We start from the raw sequence: 25,199 nt of genomic DNA, 5'->3' as shown, positions 1-25,199 counted from the left end.
GGCAGAGGCAACTGCGGCATAAGTCTCGAGACCGGACTGTTCACGTCAGGCGGCTTGCGCAGACAGGATATCGATGAGAATTCAGCGGGTTTTCGCAAGGCGCCTCGTCGCCGCAATCATGCTGGCGGCAGCGACCGCGTGCCTATCCGGCCCGGCCACGGCCGCCTGCCGCGACCTCGTCGTCCAGAGTGCCGGCTACACGGTGTGCAGCTTCGATCCGAAGACGGAAGAGATCCGCGTCTATCACAGCGATCCCGAAGGAAAGCCGTTCTCCGGCTTCGATGCGCTGGTGCGTCAGCTCTGGGAGGAGCGGCACTATCTCGTTTTCGCGACCAATGGCGGCATGTATCACGACGACCTCTCGCCGGTCGGGCTCTTCGTCGAATACGGGATCGAGCGCCGGCCGATCAGCACGAAGGCCGGATGGGGCAATTTCCACCTGCTGCCGAACGGGGTGTTTTCGCTGAAGGACGGTAAGGCGGCAATCACTGAAAGCCGGCGCTATGCCCGTCGCCACGTCGCCGCCGACTATGCGACCCAGTCGGGGCCGATGCTGGTGATCGACGGCGCGCTGCACCCGAGATTTCTGCCCGACAGCGACAGCTTCAAGATCCGCAACGGCGTCGGTGTCGACAGGGACGGCAAGGTCCATTTCGTCATCTCGAATACGCCGGTTCGCTTTTACGATTTCGCGCGGCTCTTCCGCGACACGCTCGGCTGCCCGAACGCGCTCTATCTCGACGGGACGATTTCCAGCGCCTATATCCCCGAACGCGGGCGGCGCGACCGGCTGTTTCCGCTCGGCCCCATCATCGCGGTGATCGGCACAGTGCCGCAGTTGAGCTCCGGCAGCGGGCGGACGCCCTGAGAGCCGGTTCCCCTCAGACAGACGACTTCGGATAGGCGCGCTCGAGGCCGCCGGAGCGATCGAGGCCGGTGCGGAAGGCCCGGTAGGCGGGATGCTGGCCGGATTTCGCGGCTTCCGAAAGCCGGATCTGCAGCCGGGCGGGTGCGGTGTTGCCGAGCCATTCGCCGCAGCGTTCGAGTTTCAGCGAGTTGAGGAAGGGCGCGGCCGCGGCGCGATCGATATAGAGATGCAGGCCTTCGAGCAGGTTTTCGTCCTGGGCGGGGTTTTCGAAGAGGAGCGTCAGGAAGGCCTGGTCGGCATCGGCAAGCGTCGCGAGCTTGTCGGCGACGGTTTCGCGGTCGGGAAAGGGGAGCGGTTGCGCGGACATGACGTGTTCCCTCGTCTTTTCGATTCGGCTGTCTTTTCATCCGGATAGGACAGCCGGGCCGGTGACGCAAGCGCGGGAGACGGCTGCCCGGCGAATGACCGGACAGCCGATGTGGTCAGCCGCGGCGGCGACCGCGACGCTCGCGGCCGGCATCGCCCGAGGATTCCTCGGCGGTCTTGTTGCGCAGCGGGCCGATGTGCTCGACGATGGCCTCGATCGTCGGGCGGGGGCCCGGCGTATAATTGTCGAGCGCCTGCCGCATGGCGGCGAGGTGGCCGCAGGAGGTGCCGCAGCATCCGCCGATGATCTTCGCACCGGCGTCGCGGGCGAGCTTGGCATATTCGGCCATCAGCGGCGGCGTGCCGGAATAGTGGATCTCGGCGCCGCGATATTCGGGAATGCCGCAATTGCCCTTGACGATGACGGTGGCGGCGGGATCGGCCGACGTCATGTCGAGGAGGCTCGCCAGGATGTCCGAGGCGCCGACGCCGCAATTGGCGCCGACGGCGACCGGGCCGTCGCCGATGTCTTTCGCAACGCCGTGGATGTCCTTCGGCGCAAGCCCCATCATCGTCTTGCCGGCGGTATCGAAGGAGCCGGTATAGGTGTAGGGCAGGCCGACCTTGACGGCGGCTTCGGCCGCGGCACGGATTTCCTCGGGCGAGGACATGGTCTCGATCCAGGCGATGTCGACGCCGCCGGCCTTCAGGCCCTCCATCTGCTCGACGAAGGCAGCGACGGCATCCTCGTAGGTCAGCGCGCCGAGCGGCTGCAGGAGTTCACCCGTCGGGCCGACGGAACCGGCGACGATGACCTTGCGCGGCGCCTTGTCGGCGACGGAGCGGGCGATTTCGGCGGCCTTCCGGTTGAGGTCGAAGACGCGATCGTCCGCCTTGTGCAGCTTCAGCCGGTGACGGGTGCCGCCGAACGAATTGGTGAGGATGATGTCGGCGCCGGCATCGACGAAGTCCTGGTGGAGCTTGACGATCCGCTCCGGGTGGCTCTCGTTCCAGAGCTCGGGCGCCTCGCCGGCTTCGAGCCCCATGGCGAACAGGTTCGTGCCGGTCGCGCCGTCGGCGAGCAGGACGCCCTTTTCGGCAAGCAGTCTGGAAAGCGGATCGGAAGCGGTGGCCATGGGTCGTCCCCTCTAAGAAATCTGTCGGTCAACCCATAGAGAATGCCGGCCTGCGCCGCAACGGGATTTGCCGCCTGCGTCTCCGTCGGCTCAATCCGCGGCGGGCGGTGCGGCGGCCGGCGTCACGATGGCGGCGAGGATCGTTGCGATGTCGACGCAGCCGACGATCGCGCCATCCGCATCGACGACTGCTGCCGTGGATCGTCCCGCGCCGGTCATCGCACGCGCGGCGTCTTCGAGCCGGGTCGAGGCGGGCAGGGCGAGATCCCGTGCGGTGCCGTCCCCGGGCCGCATGACCGCGCCGAGTTCGATGACCCGTCCGCGGTTCACCTGCCGCACGAAGGCCGCGACATAGTCGTCCGCGGGGGCGAGCACGATCTGCTGACCGCTGCCCTGCTGCACGATCTCGCCGTCACGGAGGATGACGATCCGGTCGCCGAGCGCCAGCGCCTCGTCGAGGTCGTGGGTGATGAAGACGATGGTCTTCTTCAGCTCTGCCTGCAGGTCGAGGAGCATCGAGCGCATGTCGACGCGGATCAGCGGGTCGAGGGCGGAGAAGGCCTCGTCCATCAGCAGGATATCGGCGTCGGTGGCGAGCGCGCGGGCAATGCCGACGCGCTGCTGCATGCCGCCGGAAAGCTGGTTCGGGTAGTGGTCCTCGTATCCGGAAAGGCCGACACGGGCGATCCAGCGGGCGGCGCGCGGCTCGCCTTCGCGGCGTGGCACGCCCTGCACCTTCAGGCCGTAGAGCGTGTTTTCGAGGACGGTGCGGTGGGGCAGCAGCGCAAAGTTCTGGAAGACCATCGCGGTGCGGTGGCGGCGGAAGTGGCGAAGCTCGGCGGCGCTCATGCGGCAGACGTCGACGCCGTCGCAGAGAACCTCGCCGGCGGTCGGTTCGATCAGCCGGTTGATGTGGCGGATCAGCGTCGACTTGCCCGAGCCGGAAAGGCCCATGACGACGGTCACCCTTCCGGCCGGAATCGTCATGTCGATATCCTTGAGGCCGAGGACATGGCCGTAGCGGGCGTTGAGGCCGACCTTGGAGAGGCCGGCCTTCACCTCGTCGACATAGCGCTCGCCATGCGGACCGAAGATCTTGTAAAGGCCGCGGATCTCGATCCGCCCCTCAGCCATGGACGACCTCCAGATGCCGCTGCAGGCGCTTGCCGTAGGACTGGCTCGCCCGGTCGAAAACGACGGCGATCGCCACCAGCGCGAAGCCGTTCAGGAAACCGATGGTGAAGAACTGGTTGGTGATCGCCTGCAGCACGTTGCGACCGAGCCCGCCGACGCCGATCATCGAGGCGACGACGACCATGGCGAGCGCCATCATGATCGTCTGGTTGATGCCCGCCATGATGGTCGGGAGCGCAAGCGGCAGCTGGACGTCGAAGAGCTTGTGGCGGGCGGAGGAGCCGAAGGCGTCGGCCGCCTCGATGACCTCGCGATCGACGAGGCGGATGCCGAGATTGGTGAGGCGGATCATCGGCGGCACCGCGTAGACGACGACGGCGATCAGGCCCGGCACCTTGCCGATGCCGAAGATCATCACCACGGGGATGAGATAGACGAAGCTCGGCAGCGTCTGCATGACGTCGAGGAGCGGGATTACCGCCGCCTGCAGCCGGTCGGAGCGGGAAAGCGCGATACCGAGCGGAATGCCGACGGCGACCGAGACGGCCGTGCAGACGGTGACCATGGCGAGCGTCACCATGGTATCCTCCCAGAGCCCGACGAGGCCGATCGCGATGAGCGCGGCAAGGGCGCCGAGGGTGATCCGCAGATCCCGGCCGACGGCCTGCACGACCGCCGCGACGAGGAGGAGCACGAGCGGCCACGGTGCGTCGACGAAGATCTTTTCCAGGCCGTTCAGGAACCATTGCAGGGGATCAGTCGCCCGGTCGATCGCGTCGCCATAGGTGCGCACGAAGGTCTTGAAGGCGGCGTCGACCGCCTTGCGGACATCCCGCAACAGGCCCTCGTCGAGGGCGGGGAAACGGCAGGCGAGTTCGGGGAGGAAGGCGCAGATGCCGGAAGCCATGGGTCGGGTTTCCTTCTGGATGCCGGCGAGAAAGCTCTGCGCCGGAGACGAACGGAGGCCGGCAGAGGGCGGCCGCGCCCCTCAAGGGCGCGGAACCGCGGGGCTTCAGAGCGCTTCCTCGACCTTTGCCGCGACGTCGGCGGGAACCCAGGTGGTCCAGAGGTCGGGATATTCCTTGAGGAAGTGCTCGGCCGCCTCTTCGTTGTCCGCCTGGTTCTCGTCCATCCAGGCGAGCACGGCGCCGACCGTCTGGTTGTCCCACTTGCGGGCCTTCACGTAGTCCATGGCCACACCCGCCTTTTCGGCGAAGGCCTTGGTGACCACCGTGAAGACGCCGGCGACGGGATAGGAGTTGACCTTCGGGTCCGGGCAGTCGGCGACGCCGGTGCAGCGGTCCCACTCGGCCTTGTCGTGTTCGACGCCGAAGCTCAGCTTCACCATCTCGTACTTGCCGAGGATCGCCGTCGGCGCCCAGTAGTAGCCGAGCCAGCCTATCTTCTTCTCGAAGGCGTTGGCGATTGAGCCGTCGAGGCCAGCGGCCGAGCCGGTGTCGATGAGCTCGAAACCCTTGTCCTTGGCGCCGACCGCCTTGAAGAGGTTGGCGGTGGAAATCTGGCAGCTCCAGCCCGAGGGGCAGTTGTAGACCGCGCCCTTCGACGGATCCTCCGGCGCGGGGAAGAGGTCGGGACGGGCCAGCGCCTGGTCGACTGTCTTGATGTCGGGATTGGCGTCGGCGAGGAATTTCGGGATCCACCAGCCTTCGACGCCGCCGTCGCTGAGGATCGGAGCGGCCTGAATCAGCCGGCCCTCCTTGACGGCGGTGTCGAGCGCGGCGCGCACGGAGTTGACCCAGAGTTCCGGCGCCATGTCCGGCTCGCCCTTTTCGTTCATCGAGGCGAAGGTCGGAACGGTGTCGCCGGTGACGAGCGTGACGTTGCAGCCGTAGCCTTTCTCGAGGATGATCCCGTCGACATGAGCGGCGACGCCGGCCGAGGCCCAATTCATTTCGGCAATCGAGACATCGCCGCATTCGGCGGCGCCGGCGGTCCCTGCGACGGATAAAAGCCCGCCGGCAAGGAGCGCGGCAGCGAGAAATTTCATCATGTCTTCGGACCTCCTGGTCTTATGGTTCCCTTGTCTTCTTCTTTCGACGGCTTCCGCCGCCTGCAATGCGTTCAGTCGCGTTCGCCCATACGACAGATTTGCCGCGCCATGGTGAGGGCGCGCCCGACGACAGGACGCGCGATGCGAGGAGACGCCCGGCATCGGCACAGATGCGGGACCTATCCCTCCGAGGCCTCGATGAAAAAGGTATCCTGTCCACTGGAGAAATCAACCTTCGAACTTTCAGGTTGCGTTAACAGATGATTTCACGCGACTGAAAGTAAACGCTTTTTACTATGTTTTAATTCGCGTTTACGCCGCAGGGACCACCGGCGCGAAAAAGGTGGACAAGCCGATACTGGTAAACCATCCGGTAATAATGTCCGGCTATGGCTGTCGGCGCGGTCTTTCGCCGTCAGCGTCTCCGGCTCAGGTGTTTTGCGTACCGGAGACGCCGAAAGCCCCGGCCTCCATGGCCGGACTTCCGGGTGATCCGACGGGATGCACCAATCTCGCCGCCGTCAGGGCGGCATTTCTTTTCGAACGAAAGCGAAGACGAACGTCCGTCCGGGTCGAGAGGCCTTGCGGCGCAGGCGAGATTTCGGCAGGAGAGAAGCGGCGATCGGCCCGCGGGCTGCAGCGCGGGTGCGAAGTCGGGAGAACGGGCAATGGCGAAAGCGGTGATGTTGCAGGGAACCGGCTCCGACGTCGGCAAGACCGTGCTGGTCGCGGGGCTCTGCCGGCTTGCCGCCAATCGCGGCCTCAAGGTGCGGCCCTTCAAGCCCCAGAACATGTCGAACAATGCGGCGGTCGCCGACGACGGCGGCGAGATCGGCCGGGCGCAATGGCTGCAGGCGCTTGCCGCCCGCACGCCGTCCTCGGTGCACATGAACCCGGTGCTGCTGAAGCCGCAATCCGACACCGGCAGCCAGATCATCCTGCAGGGGCGGGTGTTCGGGCAGGCGAAGGGCAGGGACTACCAGCGGCTGAAGCCGCAACTGCTCTCGGCCGTGCTCGAGAGCTATGAAAAGGTGCGCGACGGTGCGGACCTGGTGATCGTCGAGGGCGCGGGCTCGCCGGCGGAGATCAACCTGCGCGCTGGAGATATCGCCAACATGGGCTTTGCGACCCGGGCCAACGTCCCGGTCGTGCTCGTCGGCGACATCGACCGCGGCGGCGTCATCGCCTCGCTGGTCGGCACCCACACCATCCTGCCGCCCGAGGACCGGGCGATGATCACCGGCTACATCATCAACAAGTTCCGCGGCGACGTTTCGCTGTTTGCCGACGGGATCACAGCCGTCGCAGGCTTTACCGGCTGGCCCTGCTTCGGCGTCGTGCCTTTCCTCAAGGCGGCCTCGCGGTTGCCGGCCGAGGATTCGGTCGTTCTGGAGCGGCTTGCCGGCGGCGGCCGGGCGGCGCTCAAGGTCGCGGTGCCGATGCTCTCGCGTATCGCCAATTTCGACGACCTCGACCCGCTTGCCGCCGAGCCGCAAGTGGAGCTGGTCTTCGTGCGTCCCGGCGAACGCATTCCCACCGATGCCGGTCTCGTCGTGCTGCCGGGATCGAAGTCGACGATCGGCGATCTCGAGGACCTGCGGCGGCAGGGCTGGGACGACGACATCGCCGCGCATGTGCGCCGCGGCGGCCGCGTGATCGGCATTTGCGGCGGCTACCAGATGCTCGGGACGAGTGTCGCCGATCCCCTGGGGATCGAGGGAGCAAAGGAGCGGATCGACGGGCTCGGGCTTCTCGACGTCGAGACGGTGATGGCGCCGGAAAAGACCGTCCGCAACAGCACCGCGCGTTCTGTGGACTACGACGTCCCGCTCTCCGGCTACGAAATTCACATGGGCCGCACCGAGGGGCCGGATTGCGCCCGCCCGCCGGTCACGATCGACGGACGCGCCGACGGCGCAAGCTCGCCGGACGGGCGTGTCATCGGCACCTACCTGCATGGGCTGTTCGGCAGCGACGCCTATCGCAAGCGGCTGCTCGCCAGCTTCGGGATCGAGGGCGGCGGCGAGAACTACCGGGCGGGCGTCGAGACGGCGCTCGATGAGGTCGCCTCCGAGCTCGAGCGCGTGCTTTCGCGGGACTGGCTGGACCGCCTGCTCGGATAAGGAGCGGCCAGCGCCCCGACAAGTTCTTGTGGCCGCGGGGGACAGCAGTTCAACTTCATGTCCGTCGACGGGCGCGGTGCGAAGTCCCCGCGATGGCGCTTCCTTGCCGGATACGGTTTGCTCTCGTTGTCGGCAGCACGCGTTGACAGGCCGCAGTCGCTGCCATAGTTACTTTGGCGTTGCCCGCGCGGGGGAGTGTGGGCGCGGCGGGACAGAGATGAATTACCGGGAAGAGATCGACGGCCTTCGCGCCATCGCGGTGTCGAGTGTCATACTGTATCATGCAGGCATAACGCAGATCAGCGGCGGCTATGCCGGTGTCGACGTCTTCTTCGTCATCTCCGGTTTCCTGATCGGTGGCCAGATCGCATCCGCCAAGGCCGAGGGAAGCTTCAGCTACCGGGACTTCTATGAACGAAGGGCGCGTCGCATCCTGCCGGCGCTGTTCTTCGTCATTCTCTGTTCGCTGGTGGTCGGCTGGTTCACGATGATGCCGCACACGCTGCGCTACTTCGGTGGTGCCGCGGTGAGCGCGGTGTTCTTCGTCTCCAATCTGTGGTTCTGGAAGCGGATTGACTATTTCAATCCGGAGGCCGCACATGATCCGCTGGTCCATACGTGGAGCCTTGCGGTCGAGGAACAATTCTACCTCTTCGTCCCGCTGCTCTTTTCGCTCCTGTGGCCGCTCGGGCGGAGACGGCTGACCATCGTACTGGCCGTTGTCGCCATCACCAGTTTCGCCATAGCGGTGTCGACCAACGAAACTCACCCGATGGCGGCGTTCTACCTGATCCATACGCGGGCATGGGAGCTTCTGGCCGGCGTCTTGGCGGCTCTCTACTACGCCCGGGTCGCAAGGAAGGATTCCTTCGGCGCTCTTATCGGCAATGTCGGGCTGATGCTGTTGCTGGCCGGCGTCGCCCTGACTCCGAGCTACACGGCCTGGCCGGGCTTCTGGACGCTTCTGCCGGTCCTCGGGACCGTAATGGTGCTTCTGTTCGGTGAAGCGCCTTCGGTTGCGCGGCGCGTGCTGACGTTGCCGATAGTCACCTGGCTCGGATTGATTTCGTATTCTGCCTACCTGTGGCATCAGCCGATCTTCAGCTTCGCCAAGATGACGAACCATCAGCCACAGAGCCTGACCGCTGCTCTTGCCCTGACAGCCCTGGTCTTCGCCGTTTCGCACCTCTCCTGGAAGTACGTCGAACTGCCGTTCAGGAACCGAGCTGTGCCCATGCCGCTACAGTTGCGTGCGTTCGGTGCCGCGACAGCCGTAATCGCCGCAACGGCGATCGGAGGCCACTTCACCAAAGGCTATCCCTCCCGCATGCCGGCGGAGGTGCTCGACATCCTTGCCTATTCCGGTTCCTACAGCCAGAGCTTCCGCAAGTGCCTCTACGGCCGTGACGATGTCGAGGGTATCGATCTGGAGCGCGCCTGTGTACACGGCGCGAGGGTGGAGCCGACGGTCGCGATATGGGGTGACAGCCATGCTGGGCGGATTGCCGAGCCGCTCGGTGTCTTGCTTGGCAAGTCCGGGCTCGCCCTCAAACAATTGACGCTTTCCAGCTGTCAGCCGATTCCCGGTCTTCTCAATCGGGGACAGCAAAAGGCGGTCCGCTGTCCGGAATTCAACGAAAAGGTCCTGGCCTATCTGTCGGGGAAGCCGGGCATCGAGACGGTGGTCCTGTTTGCGACCTGGGACAACTACTTCCAGCGCAGACCGACCCGCAACATGCTGGACTGGCTCGCCCCGGACGAATTCTATTCCTATCCGGTGGACGGCGAACCCACCCAAGGCGATCGGCAACGGAAGGCGGCGATCGTCGATGCGCTGGCGAAGGCGATCCGCAGCCTGACCTCCGCCGGCAAGACCGTCGTCGTGGTGGGATCTCTGCCGCGGCCCGACATTGACATCCCGTTCTACATCGCGGATCGCGCATGGCGGGGAGAGAACCTGCCCGCAGACGTCGGCTATCCCGTCGGCATCTTCGGGGAGCAAGCAGAGGAGGGGCGCTCCATGCTCCGCGAGGCGGTCGGTGCGGGTGAGAGCGCTCCCGGCAGAGCCTATTTCGTCGATCCGGCTCCGGTCTTCTGCGATTCCGTCCGGTGCCTGGTGATGCAGGGCGGCGTTCCGCTTTTCACCGATGGCAATCATCCGTCTCTACCGGGGGCCGCGCTGACCCTTTCCGCATTCGCTCGCTTCATTCCAGGTGTGGACGGGGATCGAGCGTTCGAGAAGGCGGCTGCGGAACCCTGATGCGCCTGCAATTCCAGCGGGATGCTCGCCGATAGGAACGCTCGCACGCTGCGGCAATACCCAAAATTTTATATGCCTAAAATTTGATCTACAAACACAATGAAGACGTAATCCGAAGTATCCATCCTGTCCCGGCAGGTCTACTGCTAATTCTCACGGTGGAACTAACATGCGGCAAAAATCTCCTTCTTTCTCGTTTAAGTTGTTTTCAGGAATCGCTCTCGCGGCGTTTCTTGGAGGCGCAAGTATATCTGCAACTCCGGTCTTTGCTCAGGAGGCGGCGCAATTGACAAATGTCAAACTGTCCGTAGCCCAAAGCAAAACGGTCCAGCTGACAGCCTACATCACCGGCTACAGCTACTGGGACAACACACCTCCGGGCTCGGCGGAAATCGCCCGTCCAGTCGTCCATCGCCTCGCCGGCGGCAAGGGCAGCTACAGCGATCCGATCACGCTGGCCGTCGGCCACTCGATCGCCAACGGCCGCCAGACGCTCGACATCCCTGCCGGGACACGGATCTACCTCAAGCGGCTGAAGAAGTATGCGATTGTCGAGGACGTCTGCGGCGACGGTCCACGCCCGCAGAACGGGCCCTGCCACACCGGCCACCGCGGCCATCCGTGGTTCGACATCTATGTCGGCGGCGGCAGCAGCACCGCGAGCAAGGCGCAGTCATGCGCGAACAGGATCACGGCCCTGCAGACCGTCATCATCCATCCAAGGAAGGACCTGCCGGTGGTCGCCGGTGCGTTGACGGAAAGCGGTTGCCGGGTCTTCTGACCGGGCCTGACGTCGACCGGGGGATGTGGGTCTCGACGCGGACCGCTTCCCCGGTCGTCGACAGCCCGGCCCGGCCTGTCTTGCGCCAACGCATGAGCTGGCCGGTGAGCGCAAGCGCGATCGCGCGGTAGGTCGAGATGCAGAGCAACTGGCGATAGAAGAGCCGTTGCAGCGGCAGCAGGAGAAGCAGGCGCTTATCTTCTCCCTTCTCGAAACGGAACGCCATCAGCCCGAAGGCGAGGTCCGACAGGATGAAGGCACCGTAGGCAGCCGCGATATAGGGCGAACTCTGCGACCAGGGCGTCGAGGGGTCGAAATAGAGCGCGATGGCGTGGTCGACGAGCGTCCAGAGGAAGATGATGTCGACGAGGGGCGCCAGCGCCGTCATCACCACGCCGACGAGCAGGAGGTCAATGATCGAGACGAGGCCGAGGCCCTTCATCTCGGTCACGGCCCCGCGGTGCTTCCAGCCAGTCTGCATCATCCCGAACAGCCAGCGCAGGCGCTGGTGCAGGAAACGGTCGAGGCCCGCCGGCGCCTTGGTCAATGCGATCGCATCTTCCTCGTAAACGACCCTGTAGCCGGCGCGGATCACCGAGACGGTGAGATCGGCATCCTCGGCGAAGGTCTGGCCGGAATAGTAGCCGGCATCCTCGACAGCCTTGCGGCGCCAGGCGCCGATGGCTCCGGGGACCACGAGCATGCCGTTTATTCTCTCGGCGGCACGCCGGTCCATGTTCTGCGCCGTGATGTATTCGAGCGCCTGCATGCGGGTCAGCAGACGGTCGCGGTTGCTGACCTTGACGTTGCCGGCGACCGCACCGACGGCCGGGTCGCGGAAATGGCGGACGAGCCTGCCGATCGCGTCGGACGCGATCGTGGTGTCGGCGTCGATCGCCACGACGATGTCGGTGTCGACATGCGTGTAGGCATGATTGAGGGCGGCATATTTGCCGTGGTTGCTCTGCCGGATGATCCGGACGCGGGGATCGTCGCCGTATTCCCGCACGAGCCGGCTGCAGGTCTTGTCGGTCGACCCGTCGTCCATGACGATCACCCTGAGATCGTGATAGTCCGACACCAGCACGGAGGCGACGGTGCCGACGATGGTGTCCTCCTCGCAATAGGCGGGGATGAGCACGGTGACCGGCGGGGCATAGTCCGGGTCCCGCAGGGGATGGCGGCGACGGAGATGGGAGACGACCGTGACGAAGAGCACGCGGGCCACGCCGGCGACCACCGAAACCCAGAAGAGCGCGTTGATCGTCACGGAAAAATGGCTCAGGGCGGTGAAGGAAACGGCATCGAAGGTGGTGCCGGGGCCTTCGGCCGGCGGCATGACCTTTTCGGCGGGCAGGCCGAGCATGTCGGCAAGCGTCACGAAGCGATAGCCCTCGGTGCGCAGCGTGTCGACGAGATGGGCCGTCGCTTCGACGGTTGCCTCGCGATTGCCGCCGCCGTCATGCAGCACGATGACGTTGCCTCTGCCGGCCTTCAGGTCGCGCAGGACCGAAGCAACGATTTCATCCGCGGAGATGCGCCGCCAGTCCGGCGGCACAATGTCGGCACCGGCGACGATGTAGCCCTGCTGGTCGAGCAGACCCATCGGTCCGGCCTCTGCGCCGGTCAACGGACCCTCGCTACGTCCGTAGGGCGAGCGAAACAGCAGGGTCTGGCGGCCGGTGAGGCTCCCGATCAGCCGCTCGGTGGTATTGAGCTCCATGCGCGCACGCCAGCCTGAGGCATTTTCGAGCGTCGGGTGGGTGAAGGTGTGGACGCCGATCTCGTGGCCATCGTCGACGATCCGGCGGATGATGTCGGGATTATCGAGGGCCTCCTTGCCGATGACGAAGAAGGTTGCGGGCGCGCCGCGGGCGGCGAGTTCGTCCAGGATCGCGGTGGTGTAGACGCGGTCCGGCCCGTCGTCGAAGGTGAGCGCCACCGTTCCCGGCTCGCCGGCGCCATAACGCAGCACCGTGAACGGTTCGGCCGGACGCGCATAGTCCTCGGCGATGAGGAGCCCGGACGAGGGGTCGAGGGTGACGTTGCGGATGCCGGTTTCCGGTGCGCGGACCAGCTTGTGGAAGGCGCCCTTGCCGTCGTAGCCGACGTAATCGCCGATCGGGACTTCCTCGAGCAGGGACTGCACGGACCGGGGCGCCGCGTTGCGGTCGAGCAGGCGCCAGATGCCGGGGTCGGCATCCGTTGACGGCCATACTGCGACGGCGGGCATCGTTCCGTTGTGCGAGAGGGCGATCAGCTGGTTGTGGAAGGAGACCGCATCGAGCATCCAGATGCGGTGGCGGTTGCCGTCGCTGTCGACGAACCGTGTCGTCGGATTGAGCGATACGGGGTCAAGCCGGATACTCCCACCGTGGAGCGCCGAAAGGCGTGCGGCTTCCGGGAAGGCTATGGGCCGCGGCTCACCGGCATTGCTGACCCAATCGTAGCCGCCGGTGCCGAGCGCGACGATCAGCTTGTCGGCCGGTACCGTGGCCAGGACGGAGGTCAGGGCGGTCGTCAGCCAGTCCTGAGGCGCCAGCGGCGTCGGCCGCGGGCTCTCGCCCGGATCCTGAAAGGCGAGTACGACGTAGCGGTCGACCACGGCGGCAACCGTCGGTTCGCTCCAGGGAGCCTCCGTGATCGGGCTGACGATGCAGGTCTGCTTGCCGGCGGCGGCGAAGGATTGCTTCAGCGACGCAAGCAGGCGCGCCAGGTCGCGATAGGCCGTTTCCGGCACGGATGCGACATCGAGGCAGATGCCGTCATAGCCCTTTGCCTGAACTTCCCGCGCCAGACTCCCGGCGATCCGGGTCGAGATCGTAGGGGAGGCGAGGGCCGCAGCCGCTTTTGCGGGGTCGTTGTCGGCGGAGAGGTCCACGACCGGCAGCAGGGTGAGCGCCGAGCGCCGGCGTGCGATGACCTCGGCGATGCGCTGCTGGTGGGGGGCGGAGAAGTCCAGGGAGACGAGGTCGCCCTCCGGCAGGGCGATCTGGTACCATTCCGGCATCAGGCCGTCCAATGCCGGCAGGTCCTTCTGCAGCGAAAGGTCGCTCCATTCCGGCCAATAGGGGAGATAGCCGAAAACCTGCGACGGCATCGAAAAGCTCGTCGGCGACGGGGCGGCCGGGTCTGTGGCCTTGTCCGGAGCGGGCGGGCGAGGAGAGGGAGCATCGATGGGCTGTTGTGCACCGGCACCATCGTGGACGATGCCGGGTGACGGCAGTTTTCCGAGGAGATAGAGGCTGGCGCCGAAGGCTCCGAACCAGAGGGCGAAGAAGACAAGCACAATTGCGGCACCGATCTTGACGATCGTCCCGCGTCTCGATCCGGGATCGTAGAAAATGGGCGCATCTTTTCTGGCCCGGCGTCCGCGCGCGTGACGGACCGCCGGCAGCATGGATCCTGGCTGCACGGTAGGTACTCTCAATTACCCATTAATATCTACTGGTATTTAGTGTATATGCGAAGATAGTGAAGTTGACGAATGTCAAAGGAGTGCATTATTCCTGACTAATTTAGGGTATTTATCGCCGCCGCTCCCTGTGGACGCGGTCTTCCTCTGTAGTTTCTTACGCCCATCCGTACATTTCGTCGCCTCGCCTTTTCGGGTGAAAAACGGGCGATATCGCAAATAACCTCAATGGGTTAGTATCTATGGAAGGGGAGGCGAACGTCTCGTCCCGCGCGCCGGGGGGCGCCGGCGAAGAGGCGGCGGAGGTGACAAGGCTTTCTCGTCAGGCATGCGGGTGGAGAGCGCCGTCACGCGGATCAGGCAGACGGCGCCGGACCTTCAACCACGATTGTCCGGCGTGCGGCGGCGGCCGGATGGCGGTCGATCGCCGGCTTTCGTGGCCGCGACGACGCCCGGCGCGAGGCGTCTGCGCCTGGCCGCGGAGCCAGCGGTGGCCGTGTCGGTCGCCTTGCGCCAGCGCATGAGGCGGCCCGTCAGCGCCAGCGCGATCGCCCGGTATGTCGAGAAATAGAGCAGTTGCCGGTAGAACACGCGCTGCAGGGGAAGCAGCAGGATGAGGCGCTTGTCTTCCTTCGGTTCGTAGTAAAAGGGCATGAGGCCGACCATGAGGTCGGACATCGCGAAGATGGTGTACGCCGCGATGACGGAGAGAGACGTTTCCGACCAGGGTGCCGAAGGGTCGAAATAGAGGCTCACGACGCGGTCGGCGATGACCCAGACGAGTCCGGCATCGATGAGCGGTGCCATGGTGGTCGTCAGCACGCCGAACAGCAGGAGATCGGTAATCGAGATCAGCCCGATGCCCTTCATCTCGAAGACGGCACCACGATGCTTCCAGCCGGTCTGCATCATGCCGAACAGCCAGCGCAGGCGCTGGTGCAGGAAGCGGTCGAGGCTGGTCGGCGCCGCGGTGCGGGCGATCGCGTCCTCCTCGTAGACAACCCTGTAGCCGGCCCGGATGACGGAAACCGTCAGATCGGCATCCTCTGCGAAGGTTTCCGAGGAATAGTAGCCGGCATCTTCTACGGCCTTGCGACGCCAGGCGCCGAGGGCGCCGGGAACGACCAGCATCCCGTTGATGACCTCGGAAGCTCGCCGGTCGACGTTCTGGCTCGTCAGGTATTCGAGCGCCTGCATGCGTGTCAGCAAATGGTCGCGGTTGCGAACCTTGACGTTACCGGCCACCGCCCCGATAGAGGGGTCGCGGAAGTGGCGGACGATCTTGCGTATCGCATCCGGCGCGATCTGGGTGTCGGCATCGATCGCCACGACGATATCGGTGTCGACATGCGTGTAGGCATGGTTGAGGGCGGCGTACTTGCCATGATTGGCTTGCCGCGTGATCAGGACGCGCGAATTGCGGCTGTAGGTTTCCAGAAGCCGGACGCAGGTGTCATCGGTCGACCCGTCGTCGATGACGACGACCTTCAGGTCGGGATAGTCCGATGCGAGAACGGCGGCGATGGTGTCGAGGACGGTTTCCTCCTCGCAATAGGCGGGTATGAGCACGGTGACCGGCGGGGCGTAGTCCGCGACGCGCAGCGGATGCGGGATGCGAAGCTGGGAGGCGACGATGACGAATACCGCACGTGTGATGCCGGCGACGATGGATATCCAGAAGAGCCAATAGAACGCTCTGGCCTGGTAACGGATGATGTCGAAGGAGATTGCGTCGAACGTGGCATCTGCACGTCGGTCCTGCGGCATGATCACCTCCTCGGGCAGGCCGAGCATGTCGGCGAGCGAGACGAAGCGGTAACCTGCGCGGCGGAGTGTGCTGACAAGGATCGGGATCGCCTTTACGGTCGCTTCCCTGTCGCCGCCGCCGTCGTGCAAGACGATAACGTTGCCGCGTCCGGTCTTCAGTTGCCGCAGAACCGAAGCGACGATCTCGTCCGGGGAGATCCGCCGCCAGTCGGGCGGCACGATGTCGGCACCGGCGACGATGTAGCCCTGCTGGTCGAGAAGACGCATCGGTTCCGCCTCGGCGCCCGTCAGAGGGCCTTCGCTGCTGCCGTAGGGCGAGCGGAAGAGCAGCGTCTGGCGCCCGGTGAGGCTCGCGATCAACCGCTCGGTGATGTTGAGCTCGAAGCGTGAGCGCCATTCGGACGATTGCTCGAGCATCGGATGAGAGTAGGTGTGGACGCCGATCTCATGGCCCGCGTCGACGATCCGGCGGACGATGCCCGTGTTTTCCAGCGCCTGCCGGCCGATGACGAAGAATGCGCCCGGCGCATCGAGGGCGGCCAGTTCGTCCAGGATCGCATCGGTAAAGCGCGAGTCCGGTCCGTCGTCGAAGGTGAGTGCCACCATTCCCGGCTTGCCGGCGCCGTAACGCAGCACGCTGAAGGGTTCTGCCGCGCGTTCGTAGTTCTCTTCGGTGATGAGGCCTGTGGCCGGATTGAGCACAACGTCACGGAGGCCGGTTTCCGGCGCCCGGACCAGTTTGTGGAAAGCGCCCTTGCCGTCGTAGCCGATATAGCCGGCGAGCGGCACGTTCTTCAGAAGCGACTGAACCGGCTTTCGAGCCGACGGGCCGTCGAGCAGGCGCCAGACGCCCGGGTCGGCATCGGTCAACGGCCAGATGGCGACGGCGGGCATCTGCCCGGAGGCCGAGAGTGCGACCAACTGGTTGTGGAACGAGATGGCGTCGAGCAGCCAGATGCGGTGCCGGTTGCCGTCGCGGTCGATGAAGCGGGTCGTGGAATTGAGCGAAACCGGATCCACCCGGATGCCGCTCCTGTAAAGGCCGGCAAGCCGGGAAGCCTCGGGGAAGCTCATCTCTCGCGGAACATTGTCGCCGCTCACCCAGTCGTAGCTCAGGTTGCCGAGGGCGATGACGAGCTTTTCCGGCGGAACCTGCGCGGCGACCGAGGCGAACAGGTCGGTGAACCAGGCCTGGGGCGCCAGCGGCACCGGACGGGCGCTGTTGGCGGGCTCGTCGAAGGCGAGCACGACGTAGCGGTCAACAGACGCTGCAATGGTCGCGTCCGTCCATGGCGTCTGATAGCTTGCAACGACGATGCAGGTCTGGCGATCGATCGCGGCAAAGGACTGCCGGAGCCCTGCGAGCAGCCGTCCGAGATCCTCGTAGGAGGTATCGGGCACGCTTGCGATGTTGAGGCATATCCCGTCATAGGCCCTCGCCGCGACCTCGCGTACAAGCGCCGAGCGGATCTGCTCCACCTTCTCCGGCGAGGCGAGCGCGCGCGCGACTTCGGCGGGATCGAAAAGATCGACGACCGGCAGCAAGGTGAGTGCCCAGCGGCGGGGTGCGACGACATCGGCAATACGCACCTGGTGGGTGGCGGAAAACCCGAGCGGCATGAGTTCACCCGCAGGCAAGGCGATCTGATACCATTCGGGCATCAGGCCATCGAGGGTGGCGAGGTGCTCTTCGAGAGCCTGGTCGCCCCATTCCGACCAGTAGGGCAGATAGCCGTAAACCTCCTCCGGGACGGGCGCCTTCCTCGGGGCAGCGGGGCCTGCGTCCGGGGAGGGCTGCGGCACGCCAACGGCGGCGGGACGGGATCTTGGAGCCGGCGGCGTTCTCTGGTCGGCAAACGCCATCCCGCCGCCCGCGATTTCGGGCGCGGGCAGCTTACCAAGCAGATAGATCCCGAGACCGAAGCTGACGAACCACGCGATGGCGCCGAGCACCAAAAGAGAGCCGACGACCTCGAGGGCGATGCCCCTTCTGGCTGTAGGATCGTAAAATATCGGACTTTGCTTCTTCTTCCGGCGTCCGTTCTTCGAGCCGGGTTCTGGCGGGCTTGGTTTCAATGACAAGGTCAGCACCCGTTCTTGCCGTAAACCTTTCCATTATTCTTACCTGATATTCGAATGTTGTGAAACTGATCTACGTCAAAGACATCCGTAATTTGTGACCAAAACTGGCCATGTCGGCCGTCTCCAATGTGAACCCGAAAGAGGCAATCCATGCGTCTGACCCGCCGTGAAGTCCTGCAATCGTTGTGCATAGGTGTCGTCGGGGCGCCTTTTCTTGCCGGCGGGATGGCCCGCGCGCAGGCCTATACGCCTTTCATGCTGGTCCTCGACGGAACTGACGGTGCGCCGGCGCCGGACAAGATGCGCCTCCTTTCCGAGGCGATTATCCGTCGCAACGTGCCGCTCGGTCTTGCGCTGCCGGCGGACGCCGGAGACGAGGCGTTCAGCGCGGCGCTCGCGCTACGGGCGGCCTATGGGGGGATGTTCGAGCCTGTCGTCTTCCTGCCCGGCATGGAGACGGAGCGGGTCTACTTCCAGATGCGCCGCGCCGGCATCGCGCAGGCGCGGCTGGCGGCGCTCGCGACAAGGTCGGAGGACGGCGCGGTGCAGCATGCTGCCTGCGTCACAATGCTCTGCCGGCAGGGCGAGACGGAGGTGCCGACGCTTTCCGGCGTCAGGGCCGGCGGTTTCCGTACCGTTCTGGTGACGCCGAAGGAGGATGCACCGACCAGCTATTCCGAGACTGAGAACGGCATCATGCATGTCGCCGGCGGCCTGCGCCTCGGCTCACTCGCCGAACTCGATGAGCGGCGGGGAAAGATCACCCAGCGCATGGCAAGTGACGAACCGGCCGTGCTCTACGTCTCGCTGGCCGACATCACCCGATTCGTCGACGATCGCCTCGCCGCGCTGGCGGCCGCACTCGCCGATTTCATCGCGGAGGCGGAGGACGAGGGAAAGATCGCGACGATCCTGCCCTCGGAATTCTATCTGCGCTCGGATGCCTTTTCGCGGGAGATTGCAGTTCACCTCGACCTCGGTTCCGGCATGGCCGCGGCGGATGCCGAGACGGCCTTCGTCACGGCGCTGACGGCGGCGGGGATCGCGTTTACCCGCTCGGGCGGAACGGATGCGACCGACGGGGCGGGTTGCCCGATGCTCGGCACGGACCCGCAGGCGCCGGACTGGCAGGTGGTGCGAGCCGCGGCGGGCACCGCCTTCGACCTCGACCGCTCGGAGAGCGAGGCCGCACCTCCGACCTGTGCGGTGACGGCGAAGGGGGGGGCGGATGCGGCGCTGCTGTCGTCGGCCGGGATCACGGTGACCGCCGTGCTCGACGGAGGAGAGGGGAGCGGAGGACTGGACGAGAACGGGCTCCTCAACGTGCCGGTCGCTTTCCGGATCGACGGTGGGTTGCGGATCGGTAACGGCCGCGAACTGGCGGAAACGCTGAATACCCGGCTCGGCCACGAGCGCGATGCGCTGGTGATGGTCGGCGGTGCGGCGCTCGCCGAGAGCGGGGCGGGTGAGGTGATCGCCGGCGTCCTGGGCGGCCTTGCAGCCCGCAAGGGTAACCGCGTGACGGGGCTCGGGGCCTTTGGTGCGGCGGTGACCGGCCGCGACCCGATCTTCGGGCGGCTTCAGCAGTCGCAGCAGATGCGCTTTGCCGAGACCGACGCCGGCGAGGTGGTGATCGACGCTGCCGAGAAGGCGCGGCTCGAGGCGGATGCCGAACTCGCGTGGCGGTACTTCGCGCGCCTTTCGGACAAGTGGACCGGCCTTGCGCCAGCGAGCGCCGAAGCCTCCGGCTCGAGCGTCGTTCCCTATCCCTTCGTCACCATGTGGGACATTGCCAGCCAGATATTCGGACTGGTCGCCGCCCACGCGCTTGAGCTCGCGACGGACGATGAATTCGCCGAGGCGGCGGGAAAGATCCTGAAAAGCCTGCCGGCAACGCGCATCGGCAAGCTCCGGCTGCCGCAGGCAAACGTGTCGACCAGGCGTGGCGGCGCGGTGGAGAACAGCTACAACGCCTCCGACACCGGCCGGCTGCTGGTGGCCCTGAAGCTGCTCGCAGGCCGCGGATTGGACAAGGACGTCGCCGCCGTGCTGGCGCGCTGGGACCTTGCGGCCACGATCTCGCAGCGCCGGATGCACGACATCGACGACGGCAGGTGGAAGACCTATTTCCGCTCCAATTACGCCCACTACGCCGCCCGCGGCTTCGCGCTCTGGGGCATGGAGGTCGACACACCTTACGCGCCGGAGCCGGAGGATGTCGCGACCGACCGGCGCATGCGCATCCTCGGCAGGGTCGCCGACATCGGCGCGGTCGGGACAGAGCCGCACACGCTGGAGGCGATGGAGTTCGGCGCCTCCGAGGCCGCGCAGGTGATCTCCGACGTCCTCTTTGCCGCCCAGGTCGAAGAATATCGCAGGACGGGCCAGTTCGTCTGCGTCTCGGAAAGCTCGATCGACCGCGCGCCCTGGTTCGTCTACCAGGGGCTCGAGGTCGACGCGGAAGAAGACCCGTGGGCGCTGGAGACCATGGTCGACCGGGCGCGCTACGGAACGCCGGAGATGCGCCGGGCGCTCGACGTGGTGAACTGCAAGGGCGCCTATCTCTGGAATGCGGTGCGTCCGCACGCCTATTCCACCCGCCTCGTCGAACATGTGCGCGAGAGGGGCCGCGTCCCCGGACTCGGATTTGCCTCCGGCATCTATGCCGCGACCGGCCGGCAGACGACGAACTACAGCGACGTCAACACCAACGGCGTCATCCTCGAAGCCATCGCCTATACGCTGAAGGGGCGCATGGCACTGTTGTGAGGGTGGCGGCCGGGCGGCGCGCCGTCAGGTGGCGGCTGCGGTCCGTCGGGCGAGACCCACAAGGACGATCGCCGCGATCATCAGGCGCGGACTCGCTGCTTGCCAGAACCGTCTACGTGCTGGTGGGACTGTCCGCCGCCTGGCAGATCATGCCGCTGACGTCTGCCCTGGGCTCCCGCGAACTCGCCGCAGGGAGCAAGCGCTAGATGTGAGTTCTCAGGAGGTTGTTCACTTCGGCGAGGGGTGTTCGACCGTTGAGTGCGGAGTGTGGTCTTGATCGGTTGAACCAGTCAAGCCATCTCGGCAGGTCTGCGTTTCGGGCTTGGGAAGATGGATGCGACATGCCGTAGGCCCATTCGCGCAGGAGGGTTTGAATGAACCTCTCGGCCTTTCCGTTGGTCTTCGGCGTGTAGGGTCTGGTGAAGATGTGCCGGATGGCGAGACGCCGCAGGGCTTTGGCGAAGCGGCGGGAGCGATAGGCCGATCCGTTGTCGGTCATTACCCGTTCGACCCGGATGCCTTGGTTGCGGAACCAGCGGAGCGCCCGCAGAAGGAAACCGGTCGTGGTCGCCTTGCGTTCGTCGCCCAGGACCTCGACATAGGCCAGCCGCGTCGCATCATCGATCGCGACATGCACGAAGTCCCAACCGGCTCCCTTGTTGCGGCATCCGGCCCGTGTTCCGGTGATACGGTGCCCGGGACGGTCGAACCGCCCCAGTTTCTTGATGTCCAGGTGGATCAGCTCACCCGGTCGCTCGCGTTGACAGCGGCGCACGGGTTCGGGCGGATCGAGGCGCGAGAGCCGTCCCAATCCCTCGCGCTTGAGCCATCGCGACACGGTGGACCGCGCCAGCCCGAGCTTTTGCGCAATCGTCGCCCCGGTCATCCGAAGGGACCGGCGCAAGTGCAGGATCAACGTCACCACCGGCTCAGGCAGGCGCGCGCTGACGCGGGCGGGCGCACTGGCGTGGTTTGAGAGCGCAGCGCTCCCGCCCGCTTTGAACCGGGCGAGCCATTTGCGCACCGTGCGGACCGAAACGGCAAAGGCCTTGGCCACCTCGGCCGCAGACTGCCCCGATGCGATGCGCCTGACGATCTGCTCTCGACTGTAAACTGTAAGACGGGGCCCATGGTGCGGGTTGTTCATCCTTCGGGGTCCTCGGCTGGAGTTTGGCGATTGCAGCCTAAACCCCTTCCGGGTGAACAACCTCCTGAGATTTCACAGCTAGAGTACTGTGCCCGGCCTCAGGAGCCTCATCGGCAAACTCGTCGACATCTTCGAGCCAAGCGAATGCGCGAACTAGGTCAGAACGTGCGGACTCCAACCGAAATTAGCGAGGCGCCCCAGACACATGAAAGGCGGGATCATTCCGGCTCACCTGTCCTTGCCCCGCCCGTCTGACTTCAGTTGAATACGTCTTTCGAACCGTGCAATCTGCAATCCGCAAGGAAACGGGCAACCGTATTGCCGAGGGTGACTGGGCTCGTCCAGTCCACGCAGTACCGGCCGAAATAGTCGACAAGAAAGGCCTTTATTGTGTCCGCCGATGGCGGGGTGTAGGAGGCTAACACGCTAGCCAGTTCGTCCTCGGCATGGACCCGCACCGAAACAGGCAGATAATCAACTGTTCCGGTAACGATCGATCCTTTCAGCAGGATCGCGGCCTGCATGCCGACACCGGAGTTGCCGGGTAAGACCGCCCAGGCTCCGGCAAGTAGGTCGGGCATTCTTGCATTCGATACTGTCACGCCATGCCTTTGCTCAAGGCGGCGCATCAGCGCGGCGACAGCGGAACTATCGCATTGGGGATGACGCTTAATGACGATCGGACGTTTCGTACCGGCTGCCCAGTCGACGGCGATCTCGGTCGCTCGGATCATATCGATCGATGCCGAGCCGATTAGTTGTTCGGCTCCGTAGAACTGCAGCGGTAGGAACAGGTAGGGTTCGTCCGGCAAACTACCGCGTAGGGCGGGCTGACCGCGTCCATGTTCGCTCGAAAGGTAGCGAGTACGCAGTTGTGCGTGAACAATATCGCGTTCGAGTCTACTTGCGGTATCGGGTACCGGTGTTTTGGCGCGGAGTAGCTCGACCAGCCGAAATACCCCTCGCGGTCGAGGATTCCGTAGGGTTCTAGCACAGAGCTCTTGATATGCAGCCATGGTCGCCCCGGCCTCTCGTCGGCGCGCGTGTGATAGCTGATGACAGGGCCAGCCGTTGCCAGCACATCCTCAAGCAGCGGCCCGCCGATGAAACACCAGCGCCGCTCAATAGCACCAGCGGGGGCTTGTCGAAGTGCTTCTGCAACGGTCATAACGAATGGGTCGGCGTCAGGCCTGAATGCGTTCACTGGAACAGCGACCACGACACGATCGGTCTCTATAGAAAGCGGTGCCCCAGCGACATCGATCCAGGTATCTCGCATCTGCTCTAAAGTCGCGCCCGGCGGAACGATGTCGCGAAGCTTGTCACCGAACACTTCGAATAGGCCGCGATGAAGATCAAGAAGGTGAGTGACATCGGCGGGAACCGTCCAACCCTCATCCTCGAAGCGCGTTAGCATCTCTTCAACTAAAGCAAATGCGCCGAGGTTCAAAGCAGATGAGACAACGCCGACAAGCTGGCTACGTGGCAGGCTCAACCAGCGAGTTCTGTCGCAGGCACCCAGCAGGGCCGAGGCCGTTTCCAGACACCGCTCAAACTGATCACGCCGACCTTCGCGGGCGAAGTAAAGTGCCGCAGCGGTGAGTGGCCGTGGGTTGACCCAGTCTGTCCGGGCTTCGTCGATGAGCTGCGCGACGTACAAGTCTAGCGTCTCATGATCATTGTCATGGGTGAGTTGGCGGATACGGCGATACTGGAGTTCCCAATCGGTCTTGGGATGAGCCGACACACGCTCCAGAAATGCCGCGCCCTCCCGCCCAGCAGAGTTCCAATAACCTTTCCAGATCGCGGCATTAAGCGTTGTACGCATGTCCGGCCCGCGAATGGTTCCGGCTACAACGGATTCCGCGCGACGCAGGTTCTCCAGACCCCCAAGTTTCACAAGGGCAAGGACAAGGTGACGGCTAAGTCCGTCGCCCGGCGGGAAAAATTGCCCCACCGGCCCATCAAAAGCAGCGACGCAGGCGGCCGGGTTGGAGGTGGACAGGGAGCTTACTTTGGCCAGAAATAACCCGGCTACGGCACGCGCGACTGTAGTCGACAGCTGAGGCTTGGTGCCGTCTGATTTCTGAGCGCAGAGGCGCTCGGCTGTCTGCCATGCGGCGTTTCGATCAGACCCTTCCAGCACTTTAATCAGCGCTGACTCGTCCGAATTCCAATCGAGACTTGAAGGCGAAAACGGCAATGCATCGACCATAGGTGGGTATCTAACCGGTATTGTTGGTGTGGACAAGGGTTGTGCCGGTACTTTTCCCGTAGTTATCCCGAACCTTCTAGCCCCCTCAATCGCGAAAGGCCGACAACTTGCGGCGCTATCGCCGCGATCACCTGCGCGCGCTGGCACAGCGCGTCGAGGTCGCAGAAGGCGAGGTCCGCATCACGGGATCGAAGTCCCGGCTGCTTCAGACGCTGGTATCGGGAGGTGGCGTAAACGCAGTGCCCGCTCAGGGATGTCCGGGCTGAGAGATAGGTGACGAATTGTACCGGAGACATGGGTAACACTTTTCGCTTTTTGCGGGAGGTGTTGATGCCATGGAGAGAGACTTCGGTCATGGAGGAACGTCTTCGTTTTGTCGCCCGGCTTCTGGAGGGCGAAGGAATGAGCGAGGTGTGCCGGGACTTCGGCATATCGCGCAAGACCGGCTACAAGATCTTCAATCGCTACAGGCAGGACGGCCTGGAGGCGCCGACGGACCGGTCACGCCGTCCGGTGCGCTATGCCAATCAACTGCCTGATCAGATCGAGGCGATGATCACCGCATCGAAGAAGGACAAGCCGCACTGGGGAGCGCGTAAAATCAGGGAGCTCCTGGTGCGCAAGCTTGCAGGCGACGTGCGCATCCCCTCGACAAGCACGGTGCATGCGGTTCTCGATCGCCACGGGCTGGTCGCCCATGCCCGCAAGCGCCATCGCAACAAGGCCCAGGGCACGGACCTGTCCCATGCGCTCGTCCCCAACGATCTGTGGTGCGTCGACTTCAAGGGCGAGTTCAAACTGGGGGATGGCCGATACTGTTACCCGTTGACGGTGACCGACCAGGCGTCACGCTATCTTCTGGCCTGCGAGGCCTTCTCGTCGAACAAGGAGCTTCCCGTCTTCGAGGCTTTCCGCCGGCTGTTTGCCGAGCGTGGCCTGCCGGGCGCGATCCGCAGCGACAACGGCGTCCCCTTCGCCAGCCCGAACGGCCTCTACAATCTGTCGAAGCTTTCCGTCTGGTGGCTCAGGCTCGGCATCGCCATCGAGCGCATAAAACCGGGCCATCCGCAACAGAACGGCAGGCACGAACGCATGCATCTGACGCTCAAGAAGGAAGCCACCCGT

Annotated in this window: 17 protein-coding genes; 6 read left to right on the top strand and 11 right to left on the bottom strand. The window is 64.8% G+C overall.

Annotation, left to right across the window (positions count from 1 at the left end):
- Nucleotides 1-73: 73 nt before the first annotated feature.
- Nucleotides 74-868 (top strand): phosphodiester glycosidase family protein, encoded by a 795-nt coding sequence (locus NHF53_RS10185; RefSeq protein WP_252834089.1) that lies wholly within the window; start codon nt 74-76, stop codon nt 866-868.
- A 13-nt stretch (nt 869-881) separates the two neighbouring features.
- Here the strand turns inward: NHF53_RS10185 and NHF53_RS10180 are convergent, their stop codons facing one another.
- The 5 genes from NHF53_RS10180 to NHF53_RS10160 form a co-directional block, all read right to left on the bottom strand.
- Nucleotides 882-1,235, bottom strand: a complete 354-nt coding sequence (locus tag NHF53_RS10180; protein ID WP_252834088.1) for a hypothetical protein — start codon at nt 1,233-1,235, stop codon at nt 882-884.
- A gap of 115 nt (nt 1,236-1,350) precedes the next feature.
- Nucleotides 1,351-2,370, bottom strand: coding sequence for a betaine--homocysteine S-methyltransferase (gene bmt / locus NHF53_RS10175; protein WP_252834087.1), 1,020 nt, complete (start codon nt 2,368-2,370; stop codon nt 1,351-1,353).
- A gap of 90 nt (nt 2,371-2,460) precedes the next feature.
- Complete coding sequence (locus NHF53_RS10170; RefSeq protein WP_252834086.1) at nt 2,461-3,504, bottom strand: glycine betaine/L-proline ABC transporter ATP-binding protein; 1,044 nt, start codon at nt 3,502-3,504, stop codon at nt 2,461-2,463.
- Nucleotides 3,497-4,411, bottom strand: a complete 915-nt coding sequence (locus NHF53_RS10165) for a proline/glycine betaine ABC transporter permease (protein ID WP_252834085.1) — start codon at nt 4,409-4,411, stop codon at nt 3,497-3,499. Before NHF53_RS10165 ends, NHF53_RS10170 begins: the two co-directional genes overlap by 8 nt.
- A 105-nt stretch (nt 4,412-4,516) precedes the next feature.
- Nucleotides 4,517-5,515 (bottom strand): ABC transporter substrate-binding protein, encoded by a 999-nt coding sequence (locus NHF53_RS10160; RefSeq protein WP_252834084.1) that lies wholly within the window; start codon nt 5,513-5,515, stop codon nt 4,517-4,519.
- A gap of 668 nt (nt 5,516-6,183) precedes the next feature.
- On the opposite strand from NHF53_RS10160, the gene NHF53_RS10155 reads away from it, so the two are divergent.
- The 3 genes from NHF53_RS10155 to NHF53_RS10145 all read left to right on the top strand — a co-directional run bounded on the left by NHF53_RS10155 (nt 6,184) and on the right by NHF53_RS10145 (nt 10,679).
- Nucleotides 6,184-7,638 carry a cobyric acid synthase gene (locus NHF53_RS10155; RefSeq protein WP_252834083.1) on the top strand — a complete coding sequence of 485 codons (1,455 nt, stop codon included), beginning with the start codon at nt 6,184-6,186 and terminating at the stop codon, nt 7,636-7,638.
- Between the two features lie 217 nt (nt 7,639-7,855).
- Nucleotides 7,856-9,898, top strand: coding sequence for an acyltransferase family protein (locus NHF53_RS10150; protein ID WP_252834082.1), 2,043 nt, complete (start codon nt 7,856-7,858; stop codon nt 9,896-9,898).
- 286 nt (nt 9,899-10,184) lie between these two features.
- Entirely contained in the window at nt 10,185-10,679 is a 495-nt protein-coding gene (locus NHF53_RS10145; protein WP_210205952.1) for a hypothetical protein, read from the top strand.
- Here the strand turns inward: NHF53_RS10145 and NHF53_RS10140 are convergent.
- Both NHF53_RS10140 and NHF53_RS10135 read right to left on the bottom strand, forming a co-directional pair.
- Nucleotides 10,609-14,094: a glycosyltransferase gene (locus NHF53_RS10140; RefSeq protein ID WP_252834081.1), complete on the bottom strand. Its 3,486-nt coding sequence runs from the start codon at nt 14,092-14,094 to the stop codon at nt 10,609-10,611. The genes NHF53_RS10145 and NHF53_RS10140 overlap by 71 nt on opposite strands.
- Nucleotides 14,095-14,472: 378 nt before the next feature.
- Entirely contained in the window at nt 14,473-17,943 is a 3,471-nt protein-coding gene (locus NHF53_RS10135; RefSeq protein WP_252834080.1) for a glycosyltransferase, read from the bottom strand.
- 150 nt (nt 17,944-18,093) lie between these two features.
- On the opposite strand from NHF53_RS10135, the gene NHF53_RS10130 reads away from it, so the two are divergent.
- A complete protein-coding gene (locus NHF53_RS10130) occupies nt 18,094-20,712 on the top strand; it encodes a DUF3131 domain-containing protein (RefSeq protein ID WP_252834079.1) in 2,619 nt (872 codons plus the stop codon).
- Nucleotides 20,713-20,914: 202 nt separating this feature from the next.
- On the opposite strand, the gene NHF53_RS10125 is transcribed toward NHF53_RS10130, so the two are convergent.
- The 4 genes from NHF53_RS10125 to NHF53_RS10110 form a co-directional block, all read right to left on the bottom strand.
- Nucleotides 20,915-21,859, bottom strand: a complete 945-nt coding sequence (locus tag NHF53_RS10125; RefSeq protein ID WP_252834078.1) for an IS481 family transposase — start codon at nt 21,857-21,859, stop codon at nt 20,915-20,917.
- 257 nt (nt 21,860-22,116) lie between these two features.
- Nucleotides 22,117-22,671 (bottom strand): hypothetical protein, encoded by a 555-nt coding sequence (locus NHF53_RS10120; RefSeq protein ID WP_252834077.1) that lies wholly within the window; start codon nt 22,669-22,671, stop codon nt 22,117-22,119.
- Nucleotides 22,614-24,074 carry a hypothetical protein gene (locus tag NHF53_RS10115; protein ID WP_252834076.1) on the bottom strand — a complete coding sequence of 487 codons (1,461 nt, stop codon included), beginning with the start codon at nt 24,072-24,074 and terminating at the stop codon, nt 22,614-22,616. Before NHF53_RS10115 ends, NHF53_RS10120 begins: the two co-directional genes overlap by 58 nt.
- Before the next feature lie 62 nt (nt 24,075-24,136).
- On the bottom strand, nt 24,137-24,370 hold the full coding sequence (locus tag NHF53_RS10110; protein ID WP_252834075.1) for a hypothetical protein: 234 nt from the start codon (nt 24,368-24,370) through the stop codon (nt 24,137-24,139).
- Between the two features lie 34 nt (nt 24,371-24,404).
- On the opposite strand from NHF53_RS10110, the gene NHF53_RS10105 reads away from it, so the two are divergent.
- On the top strand, nt 24,405-25,199 hold a 795-nt coding region (locus NHF53_RS10105; RefSeq protein ID WP_252834074.1), incomplete at its 3' end, for a helix-turn-helix domain-containing protein.

Source organism: Ciceribacter sp. RN22, assembly GCF_024054295.1.
GTDB lineage: Bacteria > Pseudomonadota > Alphaproteobacteria > Rhizobiales > Rhizobiaceae > Allorhizobium > Allorhizobium lividum.
The sequence above is the reverse complement of the archived record's forward strand: the minus strand, read 5'-3'. Positions and strand labels throughout refer to the sequence as shown.

What these genes read in the sequence shown, in the direction of transcription:
- NHF53_RS10180 (WP_252834088.1), bottom strand. Translation starts at nt 1,235, where the DNA reads ATGTCCGCGCAACCGCTCCCCTTTCCCGACCGCGAAACCGTCGCCGAC.
- NHF53_RS10160 (WP_252834084.1), bottom strand. Translation starts at nt 5,515, where the DNA reads ATGATGAAATTTCTCGCTGCCGCGCTCCTTGCCGGCGGGCTTTTATCC.
- bmt (WP_252834087.1), bottom strand. Translation starts at nt 2,370, where the DNA reads ATGGCCACCGCTTCCGATCCGCTTTCCAGACTGCTTGCCGAAAAGGGC.
- NHF53_RS10130 (WP_252834079.1), top strand. Translation starts at nt 18,094, where the DNA reads ATGCGTCTGACCCGCCGTGAAGTCCTGCAATCGTTGTGCATAGGTGTC.
- NHF53_RS10185 (WP_252834089.1), top strand. Translation starts at nt 74, where the DNA reads ATGAGAATTCAGCGGGTTTTCGCAAGGCGCCTCGTCGCCGCAATCATG.
- NHF53_RS10110 (WP_252834075.1), bottom strand. Translation starts at nt 24,370, where the DNA reads ATGTCTCCGGTACAATTCGTCACCTATCTCTCAGCCCGGACATCCCTG.
- NHF53_RS10150 (WP_252834082.1), top strand. Translation starts at nt 7,856, where the DNA reads ATGAATTACCGGGAAGAGATCGACGGCCTTCGCGCCATCGCGGTGTCG.
- NHF53_RS10125 (WP_252834078.1), bottom strand. Translation starts at nt 21,859, where the DNA reads ATGAACAACCCGCACCATGGGCCCCGTCTTACAGTTTACAGTCGAGAG.
- NHF53_RS10155 (WP_252834083.1), top strand. Translation starts at nt 6,184, where the DNA reads ATGGCGAAAGCGGTGATGTTGCAGGGAACCGGCTCCGACGTCGGCAAG.
- NHF53_RS10165 (WP_252834085.1), bottom strand. Translation starts at nt 4,411, where the DNA reads ATGGCTTCCGGCATCTGCGCCTTCCTCCCCGAACTCGCCTGCCGTTTC.
- NHF53_RS10170 (WP_252834086.1), bottom strand. Translation starts at nt 3,504, where the DNA reads ATGGCTGAGGGGCGGATCGAGATCCGCGGCCTTTACAAGATCTTCGGT.
- NHF53_RS10115 (WP_252834076.1), bottom strand. Translation starts at nt 24,074, where the DNA reads ATGGTCGATGCATTGCCGTTTTCGCCTTCAAGTCTCGATTGGAATTCG.